Genomic DNA, 22,533 nt, shown 5'->3' on the forward strand with positions numbered 1-22,533 from the left:
CTACCCTAAAATACTACTTTTCTTCAATTGTTTAATAAAAGGTTGAGAATACATTCTTTTACCTAAAGCGGCATTAATTGCGTTTGCAACTGCGCCTCCTGCTGGTGGCAAACCAGGTTCTCCTAAACCAGTTGGTGATAAGTTATTCTCTACAAAATGAACTTCTACTTTTGGAGTTTCTTGCATTCTGATTAACCTGTATTTATCGAAATTTTTAAATTCTGGTTTCCCATCTTTAAATGAAAAATCTGAATACATTGCATGTCCTATTCCATCAATAACACCACCTTCAACTTGGTTTCTTGCTCCTGTTGGATTTACAACAATTCCACAATCTACAGCAACGGTTACTTTTTTAATAACAGGAATTCCGTTTTTTAAAATAATATCTGCTACCTCTGCAACGTGTGTATTATGACTATAATAAGCGGCAAAACCTTGGTAAGTTCCTTCAGGAGTTTTACCCCAATTTGCTTTTTCTCTCACTAACTTAATAGTGTCTTCCATTCTTTGACCAGAATATTGAATGCTTTTATCTTTAGTATTCTTAACATTCTGCAATAAATCTAAACGTAATTGAATGGTATCAATATTTAATTCTGATGCTAATTCATCAAAGAAACTTTGTTCTGCAAACGCCAAGAAATTTGTGTAAGGTGCTCTCCAAGCACCAGTGGTAATATTACTTTTATAATTACCTGTTTCTACTTTGTAATTTGGAATACAACCTGCAGGAAAAAAGTTAGGAATTGAGCCATACATATTGCTACCAATTGCTGCTTCTTTTAAATTATAACCAGTAACTTTTCCGTCTTTTAAGGCTGCTTTTATTCTATATTTTACAGAAGGTTTATAAACTCCTGTTGTCATGTCATCTTCTCTTGTAGAAACTAGTTTTACAGGTTTTTTAATTGCATTTGATATTTCTGCGGCTTCGTACACAAAATCACCATACAATCTTCTACCAAAACCACCACCCATTCTTGTCATTTCTAAATGGACTTTTTCTAAATCGAAATCTAATAAATCTGCAACAACAGCTGCTGCATATTCTGGAGTTTGTACAGGACCTACTAAATGAATTTTTTCTGCAGTTACATTTGCATAAAAATTCATTGGTTCCATACAGTTATGTGGCAAAAATGGTGAGTTATAATCTCTTTCAACTACTTTATCTGCGGTTATAAAAGCTTTTTCAATATTTCCATCTTCTCGTCTTGTATTTAGGTTTTTTCCATCTAAAATGGCTGTTAAAATTTTATGATGATTTTCTGTAGATTCTAATTTAGAAGCGTCTTTCCAAACAACAGAAAGTGCTTTTTTACCTTTTATTGCTGCCCAAGTATTTTCTGCAATTACCACTACTTTATCAGTATCAGACATTACAAAAGTCCAATTTCTTTTACCCGATTTATTATATTTTCTAACCTTATCTCCTATTGTAACCACATCAATAACACCTTTTACTTTTTTGGCTTCATCTGCATTAAAACTTTCTAATTTTTGCCCAAAAGCTGGTGGCCTTAAAACGGAAGCAATTACCATTCCTTCGGCTTTATAATCAATACCAAATAAAGGTTTTCCTGTGATAATTTTATCGACATCTACATTTGTAGCATCTTTACCAATAATAGTAAAATCTTTAATTTCTTTTAGTTTTACATTTTCTGGAACTTCTAATAAAGCAGCTTCTTTAACAACAGCTCCATAATCTAGAATTTCTCCGTTTTGGTTTGTAATTATTCCTTTAGAAACCTTTAAAGTTGACGCATCAACTTTCCATTTTGCTGCAGCTGCATTTACTAACATTTGTTTGGCAGTTGCACCTGTTTCTCTTAAAGCAGTGAAACTACTTCTAATAGATTGACTACCACCTGCCAATTGTCTTCTGTAATTTTTTGTATCTAAAATTCCTTGTGCGACGGTTACTTTGCTCCAATCTGCTTCTAATTCTTCAGCAATAATCATTGGCATAGATGTTTTTACACCTTGTCCAATTTCTGGATTTGGAGAAAACAATGTTACATAACCATCGTTAGAGATTTTAATAAAGGCATTAAAATCGTTGAAGTTTAAGCTTTCAATATCTACCGGCATTTTTGCTTCTGGTTTGCAGGCAGAAAGTAGATTGAATCCAATTAACATTCCTCCACTTGCTAAAACAGATGTCTTTAAAAAATTTCTTCGACTAAAATTATCCTTTTTGTGTAATTTCATTTTTCTTAATTTTAGTGATTATGACATTTTTTTTGATGCAACTTTTACAGCTTTTTCAATTCTATTATAAGAAGCACATCTGCAAATATTCCCATTCATAGCTTCTCTAATTTCATCTTCTGAAGGATTCTTATTTTCTTCTAAAAATGCGGAAGCTGTCATTATTTGTCCGGCTTGACAATACCCACATTGCGGAACATCTATCTCTTTCCAAGCTTCTTGTACTGGATGTTTTCCATCTTTAGAAAGACCTTCTATTGTGGTAATTTTTACATCATCTAAAATAGAAACTTGCATTTGGCAGCTTCTTGTTGCAACACCATCTATATGCACTGTACAAGCTCCACATTGAGCAATTCCGCAGCCAAATTTTGTACCCACTAAATTGAGTTCATCCCTTAAAACCCATAACAAAGGTGTGTCTGCATCTGCGACTACATTCTTTTTTTGTCCGTTAACATTTAAAGTGTAATTTGGCATAGATAATCTGCTTTTAAATTGAAGTTGTAAGTTACAAAAAAATGTTACTTCTTTTATATCTCAATTAATTAGCCACCTTTTTTAGGAATTTTTTAACAAAAAAAGATTGTCTTTTAAAAAAGACAATCTTTATATACTATAACTAAATGCTATAAACCTAATTTAAAAAAGGTGTTATTTTTTATACCTTAATTTTCCTGTTTCTATACCTATTGCTGTTTTTGCTAAAATGGTAAATACTAAAGCACCCATTGCCCAAATACCAATTGTTACTCCAACTTCAATTCCTGTAGGCGTATATTCAGCAATTTTACCATAAGGTCCTGGTATAAATCCTGGCACGATTAAACCGAAACCTTTTTCAATCCAAATTGCAACAAACAAAATAAAACAAGCAAAGTAAAGTACTTTTAAATTGTTACGGAGTTTGTGAAAAGTAAGGATTACAGTAGCTAAAACATTTAAAGAAATAGCTGTCCAAATCCAAGGTAATAAAGCTGTTTTACCATCTAAACCAAAGAATAAATAGTACGCACTTTCACTATGGTGTGTTGGTGCATAAAATTCTTTAAACAACTCTGAAACCAACATAATAATATTAATTTGAGCAGCAACAGTAACCACCATTGCTATCTTTTTAATGGTCTTATTTGGTACTTTAAATTCAGTATAAGTTCTAATTATTGCTAAAATTAAAATAATTAATGCAGGTCCTGCAGCAAATGCTGATGCTAAAAAACGAGGTCCTAATAAAGCATTATTCCAAAAGGGTCTTGCTTGTAAACCTTGATATAAAAATGCGGTTACTAAATGAATACCTACTGCCCAAAAAACAGATAAAATTGCTCCAGGAACATACACACTTTTTTTAGATTCTTTTCCTTGATAATGTCTAAAAAGAATATAAAAAGGAATGGTAATATTTAAAAACAAGTATCCGTTTAATACCAAAACATCCCAAGTAAGCATAGAGTTCGGGAAGTTAAAAACACCAATTCCTGGCATCATGTGCCATAAAACGGATGGTCCTCCCATGTCTGCAACTACAAATGCTAAACACATAATTAATGCAGATACAGCTAAACCCTCACCAATTAAAACGGCTTGCTTAAAATCTATATCTTTTAAAATATAGGTTGGCATTACTAGCATAACGGCGGCAGCGGCTACACCTACTAAAAATGTAAAATTAGAAATATATAAACCCCAACTTACTCTATCTGTCATTCCTGTAACACTTAAACCGTGTTCTAATTGAATGGAATAGCAATACATACCTATTAACATTACAAAAGTTAAAAAAGCCATCCAAAGATGATATTTTTTAGAACCATGTGTAATAATATCTAAACTGTCTTTTATTAAACTTGCAAAAACTTTTAATCGTCTCATGTAAACTTTTATTAATTCTTGGTTATATGTTTTGGGCGTTACCACAAGGGTCGGGCTTTTCGCTACAATATTTTTGTTCATGCTTCACAAAAAGGATTTCCACTTCAATCCCTAACGCATAATGCGTACTAATCCATATAATACCAAAACTTTGGCTCTGTGCCTAAATCTTCTTTTAATCTAAAAACTTTTTTATTTTCTAAAACCCAACGTATGGTACTTTTAGGATCTAATAAATTTCCGAAAACACGTGCTCCTGTAGGGCAAGCCTCTACACATGCAGGGTTTTTACCAGCTCTAGAACGTTGTACGCAAAAAGTACATTTTTCTACAACTCCTTTTTTACGCATTCTATTACCAAGGTAATGTTGGTCTTTATTAACTTCTGCTTCTGGTACTTCTGGTTTGCTCCAATTAAATCTTCGACCATCGTAAGGACAAGCTGCCATACAATATCTACAACCTACACACCAATCGTAATCTACAACCACCAAACCATCTTCTTCTCGCCAAGTTGCTTGTACAGGGCAAACTTCTACACAAGGTGGGTTATCGCAATGAAAACATTGAGTTCCCATATAAAAATGCCCTTCTGCTGGAACTTCATGATAATAATTATCATCTGCTTCATTAAAGTTAAATCCTTTTCCGTCTTTCATTTCATGAATACGGATATATTGCATTTCAGATTTTCTATCTTGATTATTTTCTTCTACGCAAGCACTAACACAATCCATATATCCCTGACATTTAGAGATGTTAAAAGCATAACCAAACAACACATCTTTTTCTGCATTTTTAGAAGACATACTAACGTTTTTACCTGTTCTTAATTGATAAGAACGTACTAATCGATCAACAGTAGCGTTTTTCTCTTTATCATCCATCAATTTATAGTTTCCTTTAAATTGCTCTTCCCAATCTATTTGAGATTTTTCTTTGGATTCGTCACTAGAAACTGCACTTGTACAAGAAGAAACTGCACCGGCACCAACTAACAAACTTGCTGTTAGCTGTTTAAAGGCAGTTCTTCGATTCATTTTTACATCAAAAACTTGATCAAAACCATCTTTTTTCACTTCTTCTCCAATGGAAGCATTTACTGCAGCTTGTAAAAATTCTTCTTCACTTAATTCTTCTTCTTTAGGTTTATCAGAATTACAACCACCTTCAGTTTTACCACAACCACAACCACCTGACTGTTTTTGTTTGGTTGGACTATTTAAATCCAACTTAAAATACTTACCAATTCCACTCATATATTATATTTTCTAGAAAATCATCAATATCAAAATAAATTAATATGAATGAAGTATTCGTTTATTTGCGTTCTTTTACTTTTTGAGTATTAAACCTTGCAGGCCATTTAGACTCAAAATGTGGTTTGTGAGGATTATGACAATTTACACAAGTCATAGATGCTCTTGGTGGTGCCCAACCTCCAATTTTTTTACCGTGTGCTCCACCTTTCCAATCCTCGAATTGCGTTGTATGACACTGACTGCATAAATTATAACTTTTATTAAAATCAATTTTAGAACCTGTTAAACTTTTTAACTCGTCCATATTTTCTGAATTATGACAAGTAACACAGTTCATAGTATTCACATTTGCATGTTCTATTGTAATATCCCAATGTGCTTTTTTTATGTCTTTGCCTTTTAGTTTTTTTAAAGGTGTTGTGTGGCATTCTGTACATTTAAAAGATTTAATTTGACTCTTTCTTTCAGGGATTAAAAAAGTGTGTTCTCCTTCAGTAATTTCCATCATTTTTATATCTCCAAAATGTGCTTCCGAAGAAAGAGAAACTCCGTGGTAATTTTTACTTTTTGCTTCAATTTTATCTGTAATACTATGATATTCTTCTTCTTTATGTTTACAGGAAGAAATTAAGAGTATCAATAGTAAACAGCCTAAAATTTGTATGATTCTGTTGTTTTTATTCATTTTTAATTTCTTTTATGAAAACACCTATATCCTTAATTTCTTTATTATTTAATACATGACATTGTCTGCAATTTATACGCTCTGGATGTGTAACTCTTATTTCTTTTGGCGCACTTGGTCCTGCATGACAAGACAAACAACTTTCGTGTAATTGTATTTGATGCGGTATTATTGGCGGACTAGAAACTAACGCATTATTAACACCTACTTTTGGTGCATTTACTTTACTGAACTTAAAACCTTTAAACAGGCTGTTCGTTTTTTGTTCAACATGGCATTGTCTACAGTTTACCAATTCTGGATGTGGCGTTACTGGTGCATACGCACTATATTTTTCTGTAAATCCACCGTTCTGATGACATTGTAAACACGTATTTTCTCCAACAGTTAAATCGTTTTTTACTGGATGGGGAATACTTGGCGGCGCACCATGATATGCTCTGTTATTATAATAAGTTTTTAGAGTTCTTTGATGATTTTCATCAACAGGCATGTTTGCATAATCTATAGTATTATCAAACCTTTTAAAAACACCTTTTTCAGATGGAATAATATAAGTTGACTCTTTCTTATCTATTGGAACATAAGCTTCTTCTAAACCTGTTTGATAACTATAATTCCATACTATAATAAAAGCAATAAATAGAATTACAAATAGCGATATGATACCTAATCGTTTTCTCATAACTTATGCTTTTTCAATTTTAACAGCACATTTTTTATAATCTGGTTCTTTAGAAATTGGACAAAAAGCATCTAAAGTAACATCGTTAATCAACATATTTTCATCAAAAAATGGTACAAAAACTTGGCCTTTAGTTGGCAAACCTCTTTCATTAATAGATGCTGGTAAAACACAAGAACCTCTTCTTGAAGTTACTTTTATGTTTTCGCCATTTCTTATCTGAAATTTTTTAGCATCTTCTGGATGTAATTCTACATAAGCGTGTGGCATTGCTTTGTGTAAAACAGGTATTCTTCTTGTCATAGAACCTGTATGCCAATGTTCTATTACTCTACCTGTATTTAGCCAAAAAGGATATTCTTTATCAGGGAATTCTGCGGCAGGTTCATAAGGTCGTTGCCAAATAACAGCTTTTCCGTCTGGTTTTCCATAAAAATGAAAGTCTTTACCATTTGTACAAGCAGGATCATATTCTGCGTTAAATCTCCATTGTGTAGATTTTCCATTAACATAGGGCCAAATTGCACCAGACTCTTTCTTTAATACTTCTAAAGGTGCCATACCGTGTTTTGCACCTTCATGAAATTGGCGATATTCATTATAAATTTCTTCTACATGATTTTCTTTACTGTATGGAAATAAATCTCCAAAACCCATTCGTTTTGCAACTTCAATAAACATCCAAGCATCAGCAGTAGTATCTCCTGGACCTTCTACCATCTTATCCCAATGTTGCGTTCTTCTTTCAGAATTACCATACAATCCACTTTTCTCTATATGCCAAGCCGCTGGTAAAATAACATCTGCTACGTCTGATGTTGGAGTAGGAAACACATCAGAAACTACCACAAAACAAGAATCTTTTTCCATTCCAGCAGTATAACGCTTGGTTTTTGGTAATGAAACCATTGGGTTTACTGCTTGTGTCCAAATAAACTTAATATCTCCTCGATCTACAGCTCTAAACATTTCTGTTGCATGATAGGTAGGTTTTGAAGGAATTCTTTCTACTGGAACTTTCCAAATTTTTGCAGCTAAAGCTCTATGCTTAGGATTCATTACAACACCTTTTGGTAATTTGTGTGTAAAAGTCCCAACTTCTCTTGCAGTACCACATGCTGAAGGCTGCCCTGTTAATGAAAAAGGCCCATTTCCTGGTTGAGAAATTTTACCTGTTAATAAATGAATATTATAAACAAGATTATTCATCCAAGTTCCTCTAGTGTGTTGATTCATTCCCATACACCAATAAGAAACTACCTTATTATTTGGGTTTCCATAAATGTTAGCCAAATACTTAATGTCTTTTACAGATACTTTAGAGTATTTAGCTACTTTTTCTGGTGTATAATCTTCAAGAAAAACTTTATATTCTTCAAAATTTATTTTTTCTGGTTTGTCTTTAAATTTGAATTTATCTTCTGTACCATAGCCAATATTTGTAAGTCCTTTACTAAAATTACAATGATTATCTACAAAAGATTTATTTACAAAACCATTATTTATAATTTCATAACAAATTGCATTTGCAACCGCTAAATCTGTTTGAGGTTCAAATAATATTGATTTATTTGCAGCCATACTAGAACGTGTTGTTCTTGTGGCAAAATCGATAATTTTTGCGCCTCTATTATTTTTTTGTTCTAACATTCTAGAGAATAATACAGGATGCATTTCTGCCATATTATTTCCCCAAGTGATAAAATAATCTGCATGCTCTATATCTTCATAACAACCCATTGGTTCATCTGCGCCAAAAGTTGTTAAAAACCCTGTAACGGCACTTGCCATACATAAACGCGCATTACAATCTAAATTATTTGTACCAATTGCACCTTTCATTAATTTTGAAGCGATATAACCTTCTGGTATTGTAGATTGGCCAGAAGTGTACATTGCAACGGAATCTTTACCATGTTTTTCTATGGTAGATTTCATTTTACTAGCAACAAGATCTAAAGCTTCACTAATTGGTGTTTTAACATATTTACCGTTTTTCTTAACCAACGCATGTGTTAATCGATCACTAGATTGAATACACATTGTTTGATGGTATCCTTTTACACAGAGCAATCCTTTATTCACGGAAGAGTTAGGATCGCCTTTTACAGCAACCGCTTTTCCATTTTCTACACCAACTAAAATACCACAACCAACACCACAAAAGCGACAAGGTCCTTTTTTCCAATCTAAATTTCCCTCTGGTACTCCTGGTAATTGTTCACTAGCAAAAACAATTCCTGGAAACATAGTTGCAGCAGCTGTCATTGCTGCAGTAGCTGCCATTTTCTTTATAAAACTTCTTCTATCTGTTAATGTTCCACTCATTTGTTAATCTTTTTTTGGTGTATTAAATCCAGAAACTAATGCTAGTAATTTTAAGCTGCTAAAAGTTTCTATTTTCTCTTTTAAATTATCGTCTTCATTATCGTTTATTGTTTCTGTTACAACAACAATAACATCTTTATTATCTGCAGGAATAACTTCGCAGTTATTTAAAGTTAATAACTCTTTTAAGAGTACTTCTTTTTGTCCTTTTATTGGATGGGCCAAATAACTTTTTATAGGCATTTATTCTTTGATTTATCGAGTAACAAAATACCAAAAAAATGAATACTATTTACATGATAATTATCATAAAACAAAGATTATCAATCCGTTATCTTTGTTGAGAGATAACGAGTTATAGGTAAAGTAACTTGTTTTCAATGAGTTAGATAAATCTGTTATTTTAAATAAGTATCAAAAAAAATGAGTTACAAAATAAAAAGTAGGGTTTGGATTGAAAAAAACGATTCAATTTTTTTAGGAGAAGGAAGAATTAAGCTTTTAAAAGCAATACATGAAACTGGTTCTTTATCTAAAGCTGCTAAAAGTTTAAATATGTCTTACAACAAAGCTTGGAACCTTATAGATGCTGTAAATAAGAAAGCAGACACCCCAATTGTAATTAAAAACACTGGAGGTAAAAACGGTGGAGGAACTACAATTACTTCTCATGGAAAAGAATTGATTAATGCTTTTGAAGTAATAAATAAAAACTGTTGGAAGTATTTAGATAAACAAATTGAAAAAGCTTCTTTTTTTAATAATAAAAAAGAGATAAACTTATAAAAAATTGCAGTTCTATAATTAATAAATGATATTAATTTCGGTGATTTTACTTCATAAATATTTTATTAAATTGAGTAGTAATTTCTTTTTATAAATAGAATTAATTAAACGTCTATACTTAAAATTCCAAAGGAAGTTGGTGTATGAAAATTAGGAGATTCTGTATTCGGGTTTATCCAAGAAATCCAAGTTGGTTGAAAAGTATTGTCCTTTTGTCGGTTGTATTTTGCTCTATAAATTCCTGTTTCAATAATACCTTTTTTTAGCAAGTTTAAGTCTTCTAAAGAATGGATAGAAATTGCAATTTCTACAATAAAATAAGTTAATTTTACTGATGATTTTACTTCTATTTCTTGGTCTGGCCAGTTCCAATTAAAATCGAAATTTTTATTTAGCTTTGCTTTAAAATCCATAATTCTGCCTGTTGAATCAATTTCTAAACAATAATAAGGGTTTAAACAAGCATCACTTCTAAAAAACAATTCTACTCTGTCTGAATTATTTATACTATCGTTTTGATCTTCTGATGCATGAATATAAGTCTGATTGTCATCAACTTTAAATTGAAAAAATATTTTTTCCGAATTATGAACTGCTTTAAATTCTATTTTTTTTATAGGTTTATTATCCCAAGGAGAAGAAAAATTGGTTAAAGAATTTGCTTCTTTCCAGATTGAGTTATTTCCTTTACCTGAAATAATTATGTCTTTTTCTTTTATCAATTTTACTTTGTAATTATTCATTATTACCAATTATTTATTTATAAAAATCATCTCTTTTTATATTATAATTAATCAAATTTCTGCTGTTCTAAATTCAATGAATTAATTCTTAACTTTCAATATATGTTTCTAAATTTTCTGCTGTAATAATATCTATTGGTAATAAACTTTTAGTAGGTATTTCCTTACCAAAAAGAAAATATTCTACTAAATATGATATTCCTAAATAAACTTGTTTTTTAGGATTTTGATGAATTAAAAAATTAATAACATTGTCTTTTAAATATTGAATATTTTCATCCAATAAATCGTATCCAATAAGTTTTACGTTCTTAAGTTTTTTACTTTTAATAAATTCCGCAACCAAATAAGCTTTAGAAGTTGTAACAAAAATAACATCCGTTGCAATAGTATTTAAAAAAATGGAGTCTAATTTTTTTGTAAGATCTACTTGTTTAGAGTTCCAAGTTCGAATTTTATAGTTCGAATTCTCTAACTCTTTAAAATAATGTTTAAACCCTTTTTCTTTTTCTTGCATGTGAATTGCATTATTAGGATCTTCATCAATATGCAAAATTAAAATGCTCGCTTTTTTAGGGATTATAATGTTAATTAGATTTGCTGCAATTCTTCCACTTTTAAATAAATTTTGACCAACAAAGTTTTTAGTATTTTCAATTTCGAGTTGATTATTAAATTTACTAACAATAATATTTGCCTCTGTATAATTGTTAACAATACTTATTGTTTCTTTATAAAACATAGGAGCCAATAAAACTGCATCTGGTTTTAAGTCTAACACTTTTTTATTAACTTCAATAAACGAATTTACAGCATTCGGAGAAAAAAAGAATGGTTCTATAAAAATACCAAAAGAAGTGTATTCACTAATAGCTACTTCAATTCCTTCAAAACAAGGTTGCCAAAAAAGGTCTTCTTTATAATCTGGTAAAACTACACAAATATGATATTCTTTTGTCTTTTTTAAGCTTCTTGCTAACAAGTTTGGTTTGTAATCTATTTCGTTTAGAACAACATTCACTTTTTCTAAAGCTTTTTTTGAAACCTTACCCCTTTTATGAATTACTCGATCTACAGTTCCTTTAGATACGCCTGCTAGTTCTGCAATATTTTTAATGGTGTATTTCTTCATTAATGCAAATATAAATATTTTTGTTTCAAAAAATGTGTTCGAGCACATTTATTAAAAACACTTTGGTCACACAAAAAAAAAAATATATTTTTGTTGTGAACATAAACAATAGTCACTTAATTAAAATTATCTAAATATCAAATAATCATGCGCACAAATAACAAACCTACATTAGTCATTTTAGCAGCAGGAATGGGTAGTAGGTATGGAGGATTAAAACAGATGGACACATTTACTCCTGAAGGGGATGCCATTATAGATTTTTCTATTTATGATGCAATTCAAGCTGGTTTTGGAAAAGTGGTTTTTATTATAAGAAAAACTTTTGAAAACGATTTTAAAGCTATTTTTAATAAAAAATTAGTTGGTAAAGTTGAAGTTAAATATGTGTTTCAAGAATTAGAGAACATCCCCGAAGAATATATAAATTCAAAAAGAATAAAACCTTGGGGAACTGGCCATGCTTTGTTAATGACAAAAGATGTTGTAACAGAAAATTTTGCTGTTATAAATGCAGACGATTTTTATAGCAGACAAGCTTTTAATGCAATTGCAGCCCAATTAAGAAATACAGAAAAAAATAGTTATAACTTTAGTATGGTTGCTTATTCTTTAAAAAACACGGTTTCAGACAATGGTTATGTTTCTAGAGGAGATTGTACTATTGATGATAATGGTTTTTTAACGGATATTACGGAAAGAGTTAGAATTGAAAAAATTGACGGAATCTTAAAAACTGAAAATGAAAACGGAGAAATGATTCCGGTTGATGAAAACACCACAGTTTCTATGAATTTTTGGGGTTTTACGCCTAAATGTTTTGAGTTTGGAGATGAGTTGTTTTTAGATTTTTTAAAAAATAATAAAGAAAACTTAAAAGCAGAATTCTATTTACCATTGATTGTAAATCAAATGTTAGTCTCTAAAAAAGCAACAGTAAAAGTATTAGAATCAGATTCTAAATGGTTTGGTGTTACGTATAGTGATGATAAAGAAAAAGCCCAAATAGAGATCAATAAACTGAAAAAGAACGGAGTGTACCCAACTAATTTATGGAATTAATATGAAAGCAAATATAGAATCTATTTTTAACGAGTTCAATCATCAATCTAAATATGTAGGTCATTCAGAATTAAGTTCTGGTCATATTAATGATACTTTTTTAGTAAAAACCGATGGAACCCATAATTACATAGTACAAAGAATAAATCACCGGGTTTTTAAAGATGTTCCTGGTTTGGTAAATAATAAAATATTAACAAGCAAACACTTAATAAGTAAATACCCAAATGCTACAGAGCAAGAATTAAATAAAACTGTTTTAAGTTTTGTAAAAGCTAAAGACACCGCTTTTTATTACCATAAAGAAAATGATGATTTTTGGAATGTAATGATTTTTATTGACCACAGCATTACACACGAAATTGTAAAAAACCCAGAAATAGCATACGAAGGTGGAAAACTTTTAGGAGATTTTTTAAATTTAACATCCGATTTTGATAGTAGTTTGTTAATTGATGTAATTCCTAATTTTCATGATATGTCTTCGCGTTACAAACAGTACACATTATCTGTTCAAAATGCTTTAAAAGAACGATTAAACAAAGCAGCAAAATACATACAAATAGTAGCAGATTTAAAAGAAGAAATGCACATTCTTCAAAATTTGAAAAAAGCAGGCGAAATTCCTGTTAGAGTTACACATAATGATACTAAAATATCTAATTCGCTATTTACAAAAAACAATAAAGGCATCTGCATGATAGATACAGATACCGTTATGCCTGGTATAATTCATTATGATTTTGGTGATGCTATTAGAACAATTTGTAATTCTGGTGCAGAAGATGAAAAAGATTTGTCTAAAGTTGAATTTAATTTAGAGTATTATAAAGCATACGAAAAAGGTTTTTTAGAAAAAACGAACGATTCTTTATCAAAAACAGAGTTAAAGTATTTACCATTAGCAGCAAAAACAATGATTTTTATAATGGCAATACGCTTTTTAACAGACTATTTAAATAACGATGTTTATTATAAAACAAACTACCCAGAACACAATTTAGTTAGATCAAAAAATCAATTTAAATTGATTGAAAGTTTTTCTAAAAAAATATCTATATAAAAAATAATGGTAAATATTTTAAAATTTATATCAATTACACACTAATTCTAAATAAAAAACCAAGAGCTAACTAACTCTTGGTTTTTGGCAATCATAATTAACGTTTATAAAAAGTACTACTTTCCTCCTAACATTAACAATTCATTACAAACTATTTCTGTAATGTATTTTTTTTCTCCTTCTTTGGTTTCATAACTTCTAGAAGTTAATTTCCCTTCAATAGCAACTTCGTTTCCTTTTTCTAAATAGCGTTCTATAATTTCTGCAGTTTTGTTCCAGGCAACAACATTGTGCCATTGCGTATCTGTTACTTTTTCACCTTGTGCATTTTTATAACTTTCATTGGTAGCAATAGAAAATTTTGCTAATTTTTTACCACTACCTAAAGTGATAATTTCTGGGTTGTTTCCTAAATTTCCTATTAACTGTACTTTGTTTCTTAACGTACTCATAAGATAAGTTTTTAAATTATTATTATTATTTGTCAATACGTTTTGACACTGCAAAGTTGCGACATCATTCAAGTTTTATTCGGTTGCAAAACAATTACTTTCGGTTGTAATTATTTGTAGTCGTTTGTAAACGGATAATTTTACTTATATTAGACATATGGATAACAAAAAGTGTTTAGAATGTGAAGAGGTTCTAAAAGGAAGAGTAGATAAAAAGTTTTGTTCAGATTATTGCAGAAATGCATATAACAATCGTGTAAATAAAAACAGTAAAAACCTCATCAGAAATATTAATAACCGACTTCGAAAAAATTATAAAATTTTATCCGAATTAAACGTTTCTGGTAAAACAAAAGTAACAAGAACCAAATTGTATGATAAAGGTTTCGACTTTCAGTTCTTTACTTCTATCTATAAAACTAAAACAGGGAACACTTATTTTTATATTTATGATGAAGGTTATTTACTGCTTGAAAATGAAACTTTTTTGTTGATTAAAAGAGATTAAAATTGTAACAATTTTGTGAAAAATATTACTAATAACTAAAATGCCATGTTTCTATCTTCAAATTATTTTATAATACTAGTCACCATTTCTTTAGCGGCACTTATAGGTGGTTTAATTTATTTTTTTAACACGAAACAGAAAATTATTAGAACACTTTCTAAATTACCAATTAAGCAAATTGGTAGTTTAAAAAACAATGAATTTACTCGATTTTCAGGAAAAGCATTGCACGTAAAAGAACCATTAATTGCTCCTTTTAGTAAGAGGAAATGTATATTTTATGTAATGAAAATTGAAAAGAAAAAAAGTAATGGTAAAAGTTCTTATTGGGATACTTTAGTCAAAGAAGAAAAAATTCAAGAATTCTTTTTAGAAAAAAATGGAGATTTTGCAATTGTAAGGCCTTGTCAAAACCCTAAAAACTACATTAGTCATTTAGTCGTTGATAAAAAAGTAAACTCAGGTACTTTTAATGACGCAACTCCAGAATTTAAAACATTATTAAAACAATATAATATTGATAGTGAAGGCTTCTTTGGTTTTAATAAGTCTTTACGTTATTCAGAAGGAATTATAGAAGTTGGCGAACAAATTACTGTTGCTGGAATTGCAAAGTGGAAAAGTTTAAAAGAACCAATAGAAGGATATTCGTATTCTAAAATAGCCGAACTAGAGAGTTCTGATAAACAAAAATTAATCATTACAGATTTACCAAATATTAAATCGAAGAAAAGGTTTTAACTTTTCCAAGTATTTCCTTGCACTTTAATGGCAGCTTTTAAAACATCTTTCTGACTTAATTGCCCTATCAATTTTCCGTTTTCAACAACAGGAAATCTTCTTCTGTGAGAAGAAATAAATTTAAACGCAGCATCAAAAATGTTCATATTTTTGTCAATTGTATCTACATCTTTCACCATGTATTTACCAACCGTATTATTTGTATCCGAAGGCATATTATAGTATTTACTTTCAGAAATATGTTTAATACAATCCGTTTCAGAAATAATACCTATCAATTCATTTTTAGAATTTATAACAGGTCCTCCAGAAATTTTATAGGTAATTAATTGATTAATTACATGGTCTAAAGAATCTTCCGCTTTAAAAGTTATTAAATTAGTAGTCATATAATCTGCTACTAATATCTCTGATTCTCCTTTTTGTTGTGAAGTATCTCTTTTTCCTTGAAAGCTTTTAATTCCCATAATAGTTTGGTTTTAGTCGACCTAAAATACAGATTTTTATCTTTTGTTTTACATTTGATTTAAAGTTTTTTTTTTTCTTACTTTTATAAAAACTTATTTATTTTATGAAAGCCTTTTCGTCCCTTGTTTCAGTACTAATAATTATTGGTGTTATTTGTTGGAGTTTTTCTGATGCAAAACCATCGATAAACAAAAAAAAAACAATAGCTAAAACTGAATTTTCTATTGATAATGCACTATTTCACCTTAAAAATATTACTAAAGAAGCGCATTATGTAGGTTCAGCAGATCATAAAAAAGTGCAGAATTATATTGTTTCTGAAATTCAAAAATTGGGTTTAGAAACGGAAATTCAAACTCAAACTGCCATTAACAAAAAATGGTTTGCAGCAACAACAACAGAAAATATTATTGCACGCATTAAAGGTTCTGAAAACGGAAAAGCATTAATGCTACTAACTCATTACGATTCTAACCCACATTCTTCTGTTGGTGCCAGTGACGCTGGTTCTGGCGTTGTTACAATTTTAGAAGGTTTAAGAGCTTTTTTAGCAAAAAATACAACTCCCAAAAACGACATTATTATTCTAATTTCTGATGCTGAAGAGTTAGGTTTATTAGGCGCGCAAGCTTTTGTAGATGCACATAAATGGGCAAAAGATGTTGGTTTGGTTTTAAATTTTGAAGCTCGTGGAAGTGGTGGACCAAGTTATATGTTAATGGAAACTAACGGAAAAAACAGCAAGCTTTTATCGGAGTTTATTGCAGCAAAACCAAACTTTCCGGTAGCAAATTCTTTAATGTATTCTATCTATAAAAAATTGCCTAATGATACTGATCTTACGGTTTTTAGAAAAGAAGCAGACATAAATGGATTTAATTTTGCTTTTATTGGTGATCATTTTGATTATCATACTGCACTAGACTCTTACGAGCGTTTAGATCGAGAAACACTTTTACATCAAGCAGATTATTTTACAACTTCTATAAATTACTTTTCAAATTCAGATTTAACTAATTTAAATTCTGATGAAGATTTTGTCTACGTTAATTTTCCTTTTGTAAAACTATTAACCTATTCTTTTTCTTGGGTTTTACCGATGTTAATTATTGCAATGCTGCTTTTTATCGTTTTACTTTTCTTTGGGTTTTCTTTGAATAAACTAACCATAAAGGGTGCTTTTAAAAGCTTTATTCCTTTTATAGTTTCAATTCTTTTATGCGGCGGAATTTCTTTTGGTTTATGGAAATTGATTCTTTTTATTCATCCGCAATACCAAGATATTTTACACGGTTTTACTTATAACGGTTACATTTATATAGCGGCGTTTGTATTCTTAAACCTTTATATTTTATTTAAAACGTATAAATTCTTTTTAAAACAAGACAAGCCAACAGATTTAATTATTGCACCAATTTTTATTTGGTTGCTTATAAATGTTATTATTAGTATTTATTTAAAAGGTGCAGGCTTTTTTATTATTCCTGTGTTTGTTTCTTTGTTCATTTTAGCAATAGCTATTTTTATGAATTTAGAAGAAAAATCGAAACGAATATTATTCACTATTATATCTATACCTACCATTTATATTTTTGCGCCTTTAATTAAAATGTTTCCTGTAGGTTTAGGTTTGGGTATATTATTTGTTAGTGGAGTTATTATCGCTCTCATTTTTGGATTGATGATTTTTACCTTTAACCAAAACAAATCTTTTTGGATGCAAAAAGCATCTGGTCTTTTAATGATTATCTTTTTTGGTATAGCAACATTTAACAGTGGTTTCTCTGTAGAGAATAAAAAACCTAACAGTATTGTTTATATTCAGAATTCAGACAATAAAACGGCTTATTTTGGTACTTATAATAATACTTTAGATTCTTATACAGAACAAGTTTTTGATGAAACAGCTATAAAAGGCGGAATTACAAATGCAGAAACGAAAAGTAAATACAACACGCATTTTAAATATCATAAGAAAACTGAAAATAGAGCAATTTCTTCATCAGAAATTATTACTGAAATAGATACAATTATTGGTAATAAACGTTTTTTAGAATTGACCATTACACCTAACAGAAAAATAAATAAGTTTGAGTTTATTAGTAAAAATCCTATAAAATTAAATCAATTTAAAGTGAATGACGTTTTGGTAAATGATGGAAAAACCTATAAAGTTAAAAATGGTACTTTTTTAGTGTATCATTTTGGGAATGCAGATACAGAACTAACACTTTCTTTTTCTGTTGACAAAGCAGAAGCTTTAGATGTTATTCTTAATGAAATCTCTTATGATTTATTGAGTAATTCTAATTTTACTATAAATCCAAGAACTGAAGAAATGATGCCAATGCCATTTGTAACTAATGATGCAATTATTATTTCTAAACAGTTAAAATTGTAAAATAGTATAGCCCTGATTGAACGGTTTGTTTAAGCTCTTTTTTGTTTTTCACAAAAAAATCGAGTAGTGAAAGCAGGAAATAGCTTCAAAAAAAAGCATCTTGAAAAAAATCAAGATGCTTTTTTATATTTAAAACAATACGTTTTAATCTATTTCTGAAATCCTTAAAGTATTTACCATACCTTTTGCCTCAACTGGCATAGAAGTTAAGTTAATCATTAAATCTCCGTCTTCTACATATCCTTTTTCTTTAGATAATTTGTTAATGTCTACAACGGTATCATCTGTACTTAAGTTTTTATCGTAATAAAAAGCTTTAACTCCCCAAAGTAAATTTAGTTTTCCTAAAATTCTTTTTTCTGATGAAAATGCTAATATTTTAGATTGTGGTCTCCAAGCAGAAATTTGAAACGCTGTGTAACCACTATTTGTTAAAGTAGAAATTGCTGCTGCATCTATATCATTTGCCATTAATGCGGCGTGGTGACAAACTGCTTTTGTTATAAATCTATTCGTTCTAATATGAGGCGCTTCATGTGGCACTTTAATTAAATCAGAATTTTCTACACTCCCAATAATTTCTGTCATTTTTTGGATAACTCTTAAAGGATGTTTTCCTACAGAAGTTTCTCCAGAAAGCATTACTGCATCTGCACCATCCATAATAGAATTGGCAACATCATTTACTTCTGCTCTTGTTGGTACAGAATTATCAATCATTGTTTCCATCATTTGTGTAGCAATAATTACAGGAATTCTTGCTCTTTTAGCTCTATCTACTAACATTTTCTGAATTAATGGTACTTCTTGCATTGGTATTTCTACTCCTAAATCTCCACGCGCAACCATTAATCCATCGCAATAAGGAATTAAAGAATCTATATTTTCTACAGCTTCTGGCTTTTCAATTTTTGCAATTACAGGAACTCTATAATCTGAATGCTCGTCTATTAAATCGCGTAACATTCTTAAATCTTCTGGTGTTCTTACAAAAGAAAGTGCCATCCAATCTACATTTAAACTTAAAGCAAAAACGGCATCTTCTTTATCTTTTGTGGTTAAAGCTGGTAATGAAATTGCTGTATTTGGTAAGTTTACTCCTTTTTTAGATTTTAAAGCACCACCAACAATTGTTTTTACAACTACTGCTTTGTCTTTATCTGTAGAAACTACTTCAAACATTAATTTACCGTCATCAACTAAAATGTGTTCTCCAACTTTTACATCTTTTGGAAAACGTTGATACGTCATAAATGCTTTTTCTTTAGTACCAATACATTTTTCAGTTGTAAAAGTAAATAGATCTCCATCTTCTAAAACTACGTCATCTTCCATTACTCCAACACGTAACTTAGGACCTTGTAAATCTGCTAAAATGGCAACATTGTAGCCGTTTTCTTCATTAATTTCTCTAATTTTTTTTACGTTTTCTTTTACGTTTTCGTAATCTGCATGCGAAAAATTAATTCTAAAAACATTTACACCTTCTTTGGCTAAATTTTTTAACATCTCTTTAGTGTCCGTTGCTGGACCTAGAGTGGCAACTATTTTGGTTTTTTTGTAATCTATCATATTAAAATATTAAAAAGTCTTTCGACTTTAATGTATTGTAATCTATTGAATAAGACGTAATTACTTGTTCAATATTTTTTATTTGTTCTATAGTCTTTGAAACAAAACTGTAATCAACTTCGCCAGAAATTTTAATGAAAAAATCTACTTTTTTCTTCTCGGGTATTAAATATGTTTTTGTTTCTGTTGTTAGTAATAATTCGTTTGAACTTGTTTTATTTTCTTTTCTAAAACTATTAGCGATTAAAAACCATTCATAATCATAAGTGGTACTAGAAAAGTTATAAATAGAAAAAGAAATTTTATTTTTTTCTTTTTCGAATTCTAAATCCTTTTCTGATTTTAAAAAACGTGTTTGTAAGTTTTTATTTAATAAATAAGCAAGCCTATAATCTTCTAATGTAGTATGAATTCCTATTAAAGAATATTCTTCTTCACAAAAATCGTCTAAACCTAAAGCGTGAACTTGCATAAATTGTAACCTAATTTAAGTAGGCTAAATTACAATTTGTTTATGAGTATTTACGCTAAATTTAACGAAAACGTTATCGTATATCAGTTAATTGAAATCTCTTTTTGAAAAGCAAAGTACACTCTTTTAGCAGCTTGTTCTTCTGCTTTTTTCTTTGAAGTTGCTCTACCTTTGGCAATTTGCTCGCCATCTATACTAATTTTCACACTAAAGTGCTTAATATTCTCGTTACCAGAATCTTCGTAGGTATCAAAAGAATATTTTTTCTTTTTTTTCTGGCACCATTCTATAATTAAACCTTTGTAGCTAGTAATTTTTCCTTCTAATTTTTCTATATCTACGTAAGGTACAATTACATTTTCGTGAATAAATTTCTGACAGAAATTGTATCCTTTATCTAAATAAATAGCACCAACCAAAGATTCAAAAATATTACCATGAATATTATCGCCAACATTAGCTTGGTCTATATTACTTTTTACAAATTTAATTAGATTTAGGTCTTTACCTAACTCATTTAAATGTTCTCTACTAACAATTTTAGAGCGCATTTGTGTTAAATAACCTTCAGATCCTCTTGGTACTTTCTTGTATAAATAAGAGGCAATTACAGAACCCAAAATAGAGTCTCCTAAAAACTCTAAACGTTCGTAGTTTATAGGAATTCCATTTTTATCTAACATTTGCACAGATCTATGTGTAAATGCTTTTTTGTATTTGTTTATTTTTCTTGGAGAAAAATTGAGTAGTTTTTTTAATTCGTTATATAATTCAGCATCCTCTTCTGAATGCTGTTTTACTATTTTACGAATAAAATTCATAGATTATTCATCTAATTTCTTGAAAGCAACACAAGCATTGTGTCCGCCAAAACCAAAAGTATTACTCATTGCCACTTTAATATCTCTCTTTTGAGGTTTATTTAAAGTTAAATTTAATTCAGGGTTTATGTTCTCATCAATATTTTGATGATTAATTGTTGGTGGTACAATACCATGTTCCATTGCTAAAATACAAGCAATAGATTCAATAGCACCAGCAGCACCTAACAAATGTCCTGTCATAGATTTTGTAGAGTTAATGTTAATGTTTTTAGCATGATCACCAAAAACAGCTGAAATTGCTTTTAATTCTGCAACATCTCCTAAAGGTGTAGAAGTACCATGTGTATTAATATGGTCTACATCTTCTGGTTTAATTCCTGAATTTTCTAAACAGTTCTTCATAACAGCAATTACTCCAATTCCTTCTGGATGAGGTGCTGTAATATGATGTGCATCAGAAGACATTCCTCCTCCAATAACTTCTGCATAAATTTTAGCGCCTCTTGCTTTTGCGTGTTCGTAACTTTCTAGTACAATAGCACCTGCTCCTTCACCTAAAACAAAACCATCTCTTTCTGCGTCAAAAGGTCTTGAGGCAGTTTCTGGACTTTCATTTCTTGATGATAATGCGTGCATTGAACTAAAACCGCCCATACCAGCAATGGTAATAGCAGCCTCTGAACCACCAGTTACAATAACGTCGCAATATCCTAAACGAATATAGTTTAGAGCGTCTATCATTGCATTTGCTGATGAAGCACATGCAGAAACCGTAGTATAATTTGGCCCCATAAATCCATTTTTAATAGAAATATGACCTGGCGCAATATCTGCAATCATTTTTGGGATAAAGAAAGGATTAAATCTTGGTGTACCATCGCCAGCGGCAAAGTTTAAAACTTCGTTCTGAAATGTTTCCAGTCCTCCAATTCCTGCTCCCCAAATTACACCAACGCGTAATTTGTTTACTTTGTCTAGATCTAATTTAGAATCTGCAATTGCTTCATCTGAAGCTACCATTGCATATTGCGTAAATCGATCCATTTTACGTGCCTCTTTTCTATTGATAAAATCGGTTACGTTAAAATCTTTTAATTCACATGCAAAACGAGTTTTGAACTTGGCAGCATCATAATACGTTACAGGCGCTGCTCCGCTAACTCCGTTAACTAAAGCGTTCCAATATTCTTCAATATTATTCCCAATTGGCGTTAATGCGCCAAGTCCAGTGATTACAACTCGTTTTAATTGCATATAAAT

22 protein-coding genes are annotated in these 22,533 nt (G+C 30.1%); 6 read left to right on the forward strand and 16 right to left on the reverse strand.

Going from position 1 to position 22,533, the window contains the following annotated elements; genetic code table 11:
- The 8 genes from V3V28_RS00195 to V3V28_RS00230 all read right to left on the reverse strand — a co-directional run bounded on the left by V3V28_RS00195 (position 1) and on the right by V3V28_RS00230 (position 9,274).
- Positions 1-2,217: a xanthine dehydrogenase family protein molybdopterin-binding subunit gene (locus V3V28_RS00195; protein WP_331363000.1), complete on the reverse strand. Its 2,217-nt coding sequence runs from the start codon at positions 2,215-2,217 to the stop codon at positions 1-3.
- Positions 2,218-2,235: 18 nt separating this feature from the next.
- Positions 2,236-2,697: a (2Fe-2S)-binding protein gene (locus V3V28_RS00200; RefSeq protein WP_331363001.1), complete on the reverse strand. Its 462-nt coding sequence runs from the start codon at positions 2,695-2,697 to the stop codon at positions 2,236-2,238.
- 174 nt (positions 2,698-2,871) lie between these two features.
- Positions 2,872-4,089: a sulfate reduction electron transfer complex DsrMKJOP subunit DsrP gene (dsrP, locus tag V3V28_RS00205; protein WP_331363002.1), complete on the reverse strand. Its 1,218-nt coding sequence runs from the start codon at positions 4,087-4,089 to the stop codon at positions 2,872-2,874.
- 128 nt (positions 4,090-4,217) lie between these two features.
- A complete protein-coding gene (locus V3V28_RS00210) occupies positions 4,218-5,348 on the reverse strand; it encodes a 4Fe-4S dicluster domain-containing protein (RefSeq protein WP_331363003.1) in 1,131 nt (376 codons plus the stop codon).
- A gap of 61 nt (positions 5,349-5,409) precedes the next feature.
- The gene (locus V3V28_RS00215; RefSeq protein ID WP_331363004.1) at positions 5,410-6,036 is read right to left on the reverse strand and encodes a cytochrome c3 family protein; all 627 of its coding nucleotides are present in this window, start codon (positions 6,034-6,036) and stop codon (positions 5,410-5,412) included.
- Positions 6,029-6,721: a nitrate reductase cytochrome c-type subunit gene (locus V3V28_RS00220; protein ID WP_331363005.1), complete on the reverse strand. Its 693-nt coding sequence runs from the start codon at positions 6,719-6,721 to the stop codon at positions 6,029-6,031. The genes V3V28_RS00215 and V3V28_RS00220 overlap by 8 nt, the downstream gene beginning before the upstream one ends.
- A gap of 3 nt (positions 6,722-6,724) precedes the next feature.
- Positions 6,725-9,049, reverse strand: a complete 2,325-nt coding sequence (locus V3V28_RS00225) for a molybdopterin-dependent oxidoreductase (protein WP_331363006.1) — start codon at positions 9,047-9,049, stop codon at positions 6,725-6,727.
- 3 nt (positions 9,050-9,052) lie between these two features.
- Positions 9,053-9,274, reverse strand: coding sequence for a hypothetical protein (locus V3V28_RS00230; RefSeq protein WP_331363007.1), 222 nt, complete (start codon positions 9,272-9,274; stop codon positions 9,053-9,055).
- A 198-nt stretch (positions 9,275-9,472) separates the two neighbouring features.
- Here V3V28_RS00230 and V3V28_RS00235 point away from each other — a divergent pair, with 198 nt between their 5' ends.
- Positions 9,473-9,835: a winged helix-turn-helix domain-containing protein gene (locus V3V28_RS00235; RefSeq protein WP_331363008.1), complete on the forward strand. Its 363-nt coding sequence runs from the start codon at positions 9,473-9,475 to the stop codon at positions 9,833-9,835.
- Positions 9,836-9,939: 104 nt separating this feature from the next.
- Here the strand turns inward: V3V28_RS00235 and V3V28_RS00240 are convergent, their stop codons facing one another.
- Together V3V28_RS00240 and V3V28_RS00245 are read right to left on the reverse strand one after the other, a co-directional pair.
- Positions 9,940-10,578, reverse strand: a complete 639-nt coding sequence (locus tag V3V28_RS00240) for a carbohydrate-binding family 9-like protein (protein ID WP_331363009.1) — start codon at positions 10,576-10,578, stop codon at positions 9,940-9,942.
- Positions 10,579-10,666: 88 nt separating this feature from the next.
- The gene (locus V3V28_RS00245; protein ID WP_331363010.1) at positions 10,667-11,710 is read right to left on the reverse strand and encodes a substrate-binding domain-containing protein; all 1,044 of its coding nucleotides are present in this window, start codon (positions 11,708-11,710) and stop codon (positions 10,667-10,669) included.
- A 147-nt stretch (positions 11,711-11,857) separates the two neighbouring features.
- Between V3V28_RS00245 and V3V28_RS00250 the strand changes: the two genes are divergently transcribed.
- Both V3V28_RS00250 and V3V28_RS00255 read left to right on the forward strand, forming a co-directional pair.
- Complete coding sequence (locus V3V28_RS00250; RefSeq protein WP_331363011.1) at positions 11,858-12,772, forward strand: nucleotidyltransferase family protein; 915 nt, start codon at positions 11,858-11,860, stop codon at positions 12,770-12,772.
- Position 12,773: 1 nt separating this feature from the next.
- Positions 12,774-13,835 (forward strand): phosphotransferase enzyme family protein, encoded by a 1,062-nt coding sequence (locus V3V28_RS00255; protein ID WP_331363012.1) that lies wholly within the window; start codon positions 12,774-12,776, stop codon positions 13,833-13,835.
- A gap of 116 nt (positions 13,836-13,951) precedes the next feature.
- On the opposite strand, the gene V3V28_RS00260 is transcribed toward V3V28_RS00255, so the two are convergent.
- Positions 13,952-14,287, reverse strand: a complete 336-nt coding sequence (locus V3V28_RS00260) for a single-stranded DNA-binding protein (protein ID WP_331363013.1) — start codon at positions 14,285-14,287, stop codon at positions 13,952-13,954.
- 157 nt (positions 14,288-14,444) lie between these two features.
- On the opposite strand from V3V28_RS00260, the gene V3V28_RS00265 reads away from it, so the two are divergent.
- Together V3V28_RS00265 and V3V28_RS00270 are read left to right on the forward strand one after the other, a co-directional pair.
- A complete protein-coding gene (locus tag V3V28_RS00265) occupies positions 14,445-14,795 on the forward strand; it encodes a hypothetical protein (RefSeq protein ID WP_331363014.1) in 351 nt (116 codons plus the stop codon).
- Between the two features lie 45 nt (positions 14,796-14,840).
- Positions 14,841-15,536: a hypothetical protein gene (locus V3V28_RS00270; RefSeq protein ID WP_331363015.1), complete on the forward strand. Its 696-nt coding sequence runs from the start codon at positions 14,841-14,843 to the stop codon at positions 15,534-15,536.
- On the opposite strand, the gene V3V28_RS00275 is transcribed toward V3V28_RS00270, so the two are convergent.
- Positions 15,533-16,003, reverse strand: coding sequence for a CBS domain-containing protein (locus V3V28_RS00275; protein WP_331363016.1), 471 nt, complete (start codon positions 16,001-16,003; stop codon positions 15,533-15,535). The genes V3V28_RS00270 and V3V28_RS00275 overlap by 4 nt on opposite strands.
- A 104-nt stretch (positions 16,004-16,107) precedes the next feature.
- Here V3V28_RS00275 and V3V28_RS00280 point away from each other — a divergent pair, with 104 nt between their 5' ends.
- Positions 16,108-18,405: a M20/M25/M40 family metallo-hydrolase gene (locus V3V28_RS00280; protein ID WP_331363017.1), complete on the forward strand. Its 2,298-nt coding sequence runs from the start codon at positions 16,108-16,110 to the stop codon at positions 18,403-18,405.
- A gap of 144 nt (positions 18,406-18,549) precedes the next feature.
- Here V3V28_RS00280 and pyk read toward each other — a convergent pair whose 3' ends face one another.
- The 4 genes from pyk to fabF all read right to left on the reverse strand — a co-directional run bounded on the left by pyk (position 18,550) and on the right by fabF (position 22,527).
- The gene (gene pyk, locus V3V28_RS00285; RefSeq protein WP_331363018.1) at positions 18,550-19,977 is read right to left on the reverse strand and encodes a pyruvate kinase; all 1,428 of its coding nucleotides are present in this window, start codon (positions 19,975-19,977) and stop codon (positions 18,550-18,552) included.
- A gap of 1 nt (position 19,978) precedes the next feature.
- Entirely contained in the window at positions 19,979-20,449 is a 471-nt protein-coding gene (locus V3V28_RS00290) for an IPExxxVDY family protein (RefSeq protein ID WP_331363019.1), read from the reverse strand.
- Positions 20,450-20,532: 83 nt separating this feature from the next.
- Positions 20,533-21,270, reverse strand: a complete 738-nt coding sequence (rnc, locus tag V3V28_RS00295; RefSeq protein ID WP_331363020.1) for a ribonuclease III — start codon at positions 21,268-21,270, stop codon at positions 20,533-20,535.
- 3 nt (positions 21,271-21,273) lie between these two features.
- Entirely contained in the window at positions 21,274-22,527 is a 1,254-nt protein-coding gene (gene fabF, locus V3V28_RS00300; RefSeq protein WP_331363021.1) for a beta-ketoacyl-ACP synthase II, read from the reverse strand.
- Positions 22,528-22,533: the final 6 nt, after the last annotated feature.

This window comes from Polaribacter sp. (assembly GCF_036480315.1).
GTDB lineage: Bacteria > Bacteroidota > Bacteroidia > Flavobacteriales > Flavobacteriaceae > Polaribacter.

Bases quoted from the DNA above. Each gene is read 5' to 3' on its own strand.
- V3V28_RS00195 (WP_331363000.1), bottom strand. From the start codon at position 2,217: ATGAAATTACACAAAAAGGATAATTTTAGTCGAAGAAATTTTTTAAAG.
- V3V28_RS00200 (WP_331363001.1), bottom strand. From the start codon at position 2,697: ATGCCAAATTACACTTTAAATGTTAACGGACAAAAAAAGAATGTAGTC.
- dsrP (WP_331363002.1), bottom strand. From the start codon at position 4,089: ATGAGACGATTAAAAGTTTTTGCAAGTTTAATAAAAGACAGTTTAGAT.
- V3V28_RS00210 (WP_331363003.1), bottom strand. From the start codon at position 5,348: ATGAGTGGAATTGGTAAGTATTTTAAGTTGGATTTAAATAGTCCAACC.
- V3V28_RS00215 (WP_331363004.1), bottom strand. From the start codon at position 6,036: ATGAATAAAAACAACAGAATCATACAAATTTTAGGCTGTTTACTATTG.
- V3V28_RS00220 (WP_331363005.1), bottom strand. From the start codon at position 6,721: ATGAGAAAACGATTAGGTATCATATCGCTATTTGTAATTCTATTTATT.
- V3V28_RS00225 (WP_331363006.1), bottom strand. From the start codon at position 9,049: ATGAGTGGAACATTAACAGATAGAAGAAGTTTTATAAAGAAAATGGCA.
- V3V28_RS00235 (WP_331363008.1), top strand. From the start codon at position 9,473: ATGAGTTACAAAATAAAAAGTAGGGTTTGGATTGAAAAAAACGATTCA.
- V3V28_RS00240 (WP_331363009.1), bottom strand. From the start codon at position 10,578: ATGAATAATTACAAAGTAAAATTGATAAAAGAAAAAGACATAATTATT.
- V3V28_RS00245 (WP_331363010.1), bottom strand. From the start codon at position 11,710: ATGAAGAAATACACCATTAAAAATATTGCAGAACTAGCAGGCGTATCT.
- V3V28_RS00250 (WP_331363011.1), top strand. From the start codon at position 11,858: ATGCGCACAAATAACAAACCTACATTAGTCATTTTAGCAGCAGGAATG.
- V3V28_RS00255 (WP_331363012.1), top strand. From the start codon at position 12,774: ATGAAAGCAAATATAGAATCTATTTTTAACGAGTTCAATCATCAATCT.
- V3V28_RS00260 (WP_331363013.1), bottom strand. From the start codon at position 14,287: ATGAGTACGTTAAGAAACAAAGTACAGTTAATAGGAAATTTAGGAAAC.
- V3V28_RS00265 (WP_331363014.1), top strand. From the start codon at position 14,445: ATGGATAACAAAAAGTGTTTAGAATGTGAAGAGGTTCTAAAAGGAAGA.
- V3V28_RS00270 (WP_331363015.1), top strand. From the start codon at position 14,841: ATGTTTCTATCTTCAAATTATTTTATAATACTAGTCACCATTTCTTTA.
- V3V28_RS00275 (WP_331363016.1), bottom strand. From the start codon at position 16,003: ATGGGAATTAAAAGCTTTCAAGGAAAAAGAGATACTTCACAACAAAAA.
- V3V28_RS00280 (WP_331363017.1), top strand. From the start codon at position 16,108: ATGAAAGCCTTTTCGTCCCTTGTTTCAGTACTAATAATTATTGGTGTT.
- pyk (WP_331363018.1), bottom strand. From the start codon at position 19,977: ATGATAGATTACAAAAAAACCAAAATAGTTGCCACTCTAGGTCCAGCA.
- V3V28_RS00290 (WP_331363019.1), bottom strand. From the start codon at position 20,449: ATGCAAGTTCACGCTTTAGGTTTAGACGATTTTTGTGAAGAAGAATAT.
- rnc (WP_331363020.1), bottom strand. From the start codon at position 21,270: ATGAATTTTATTCGTAAAATAGTAAAACAGCATTCAGAAGAGGATGCT.
- fabF (WP_331363021.1), bottom strand. From the start codon at position 22,527: ATGCAATTAAAACGAGTTGTAATCACTGGACTTGGCGCATTAACGCCA.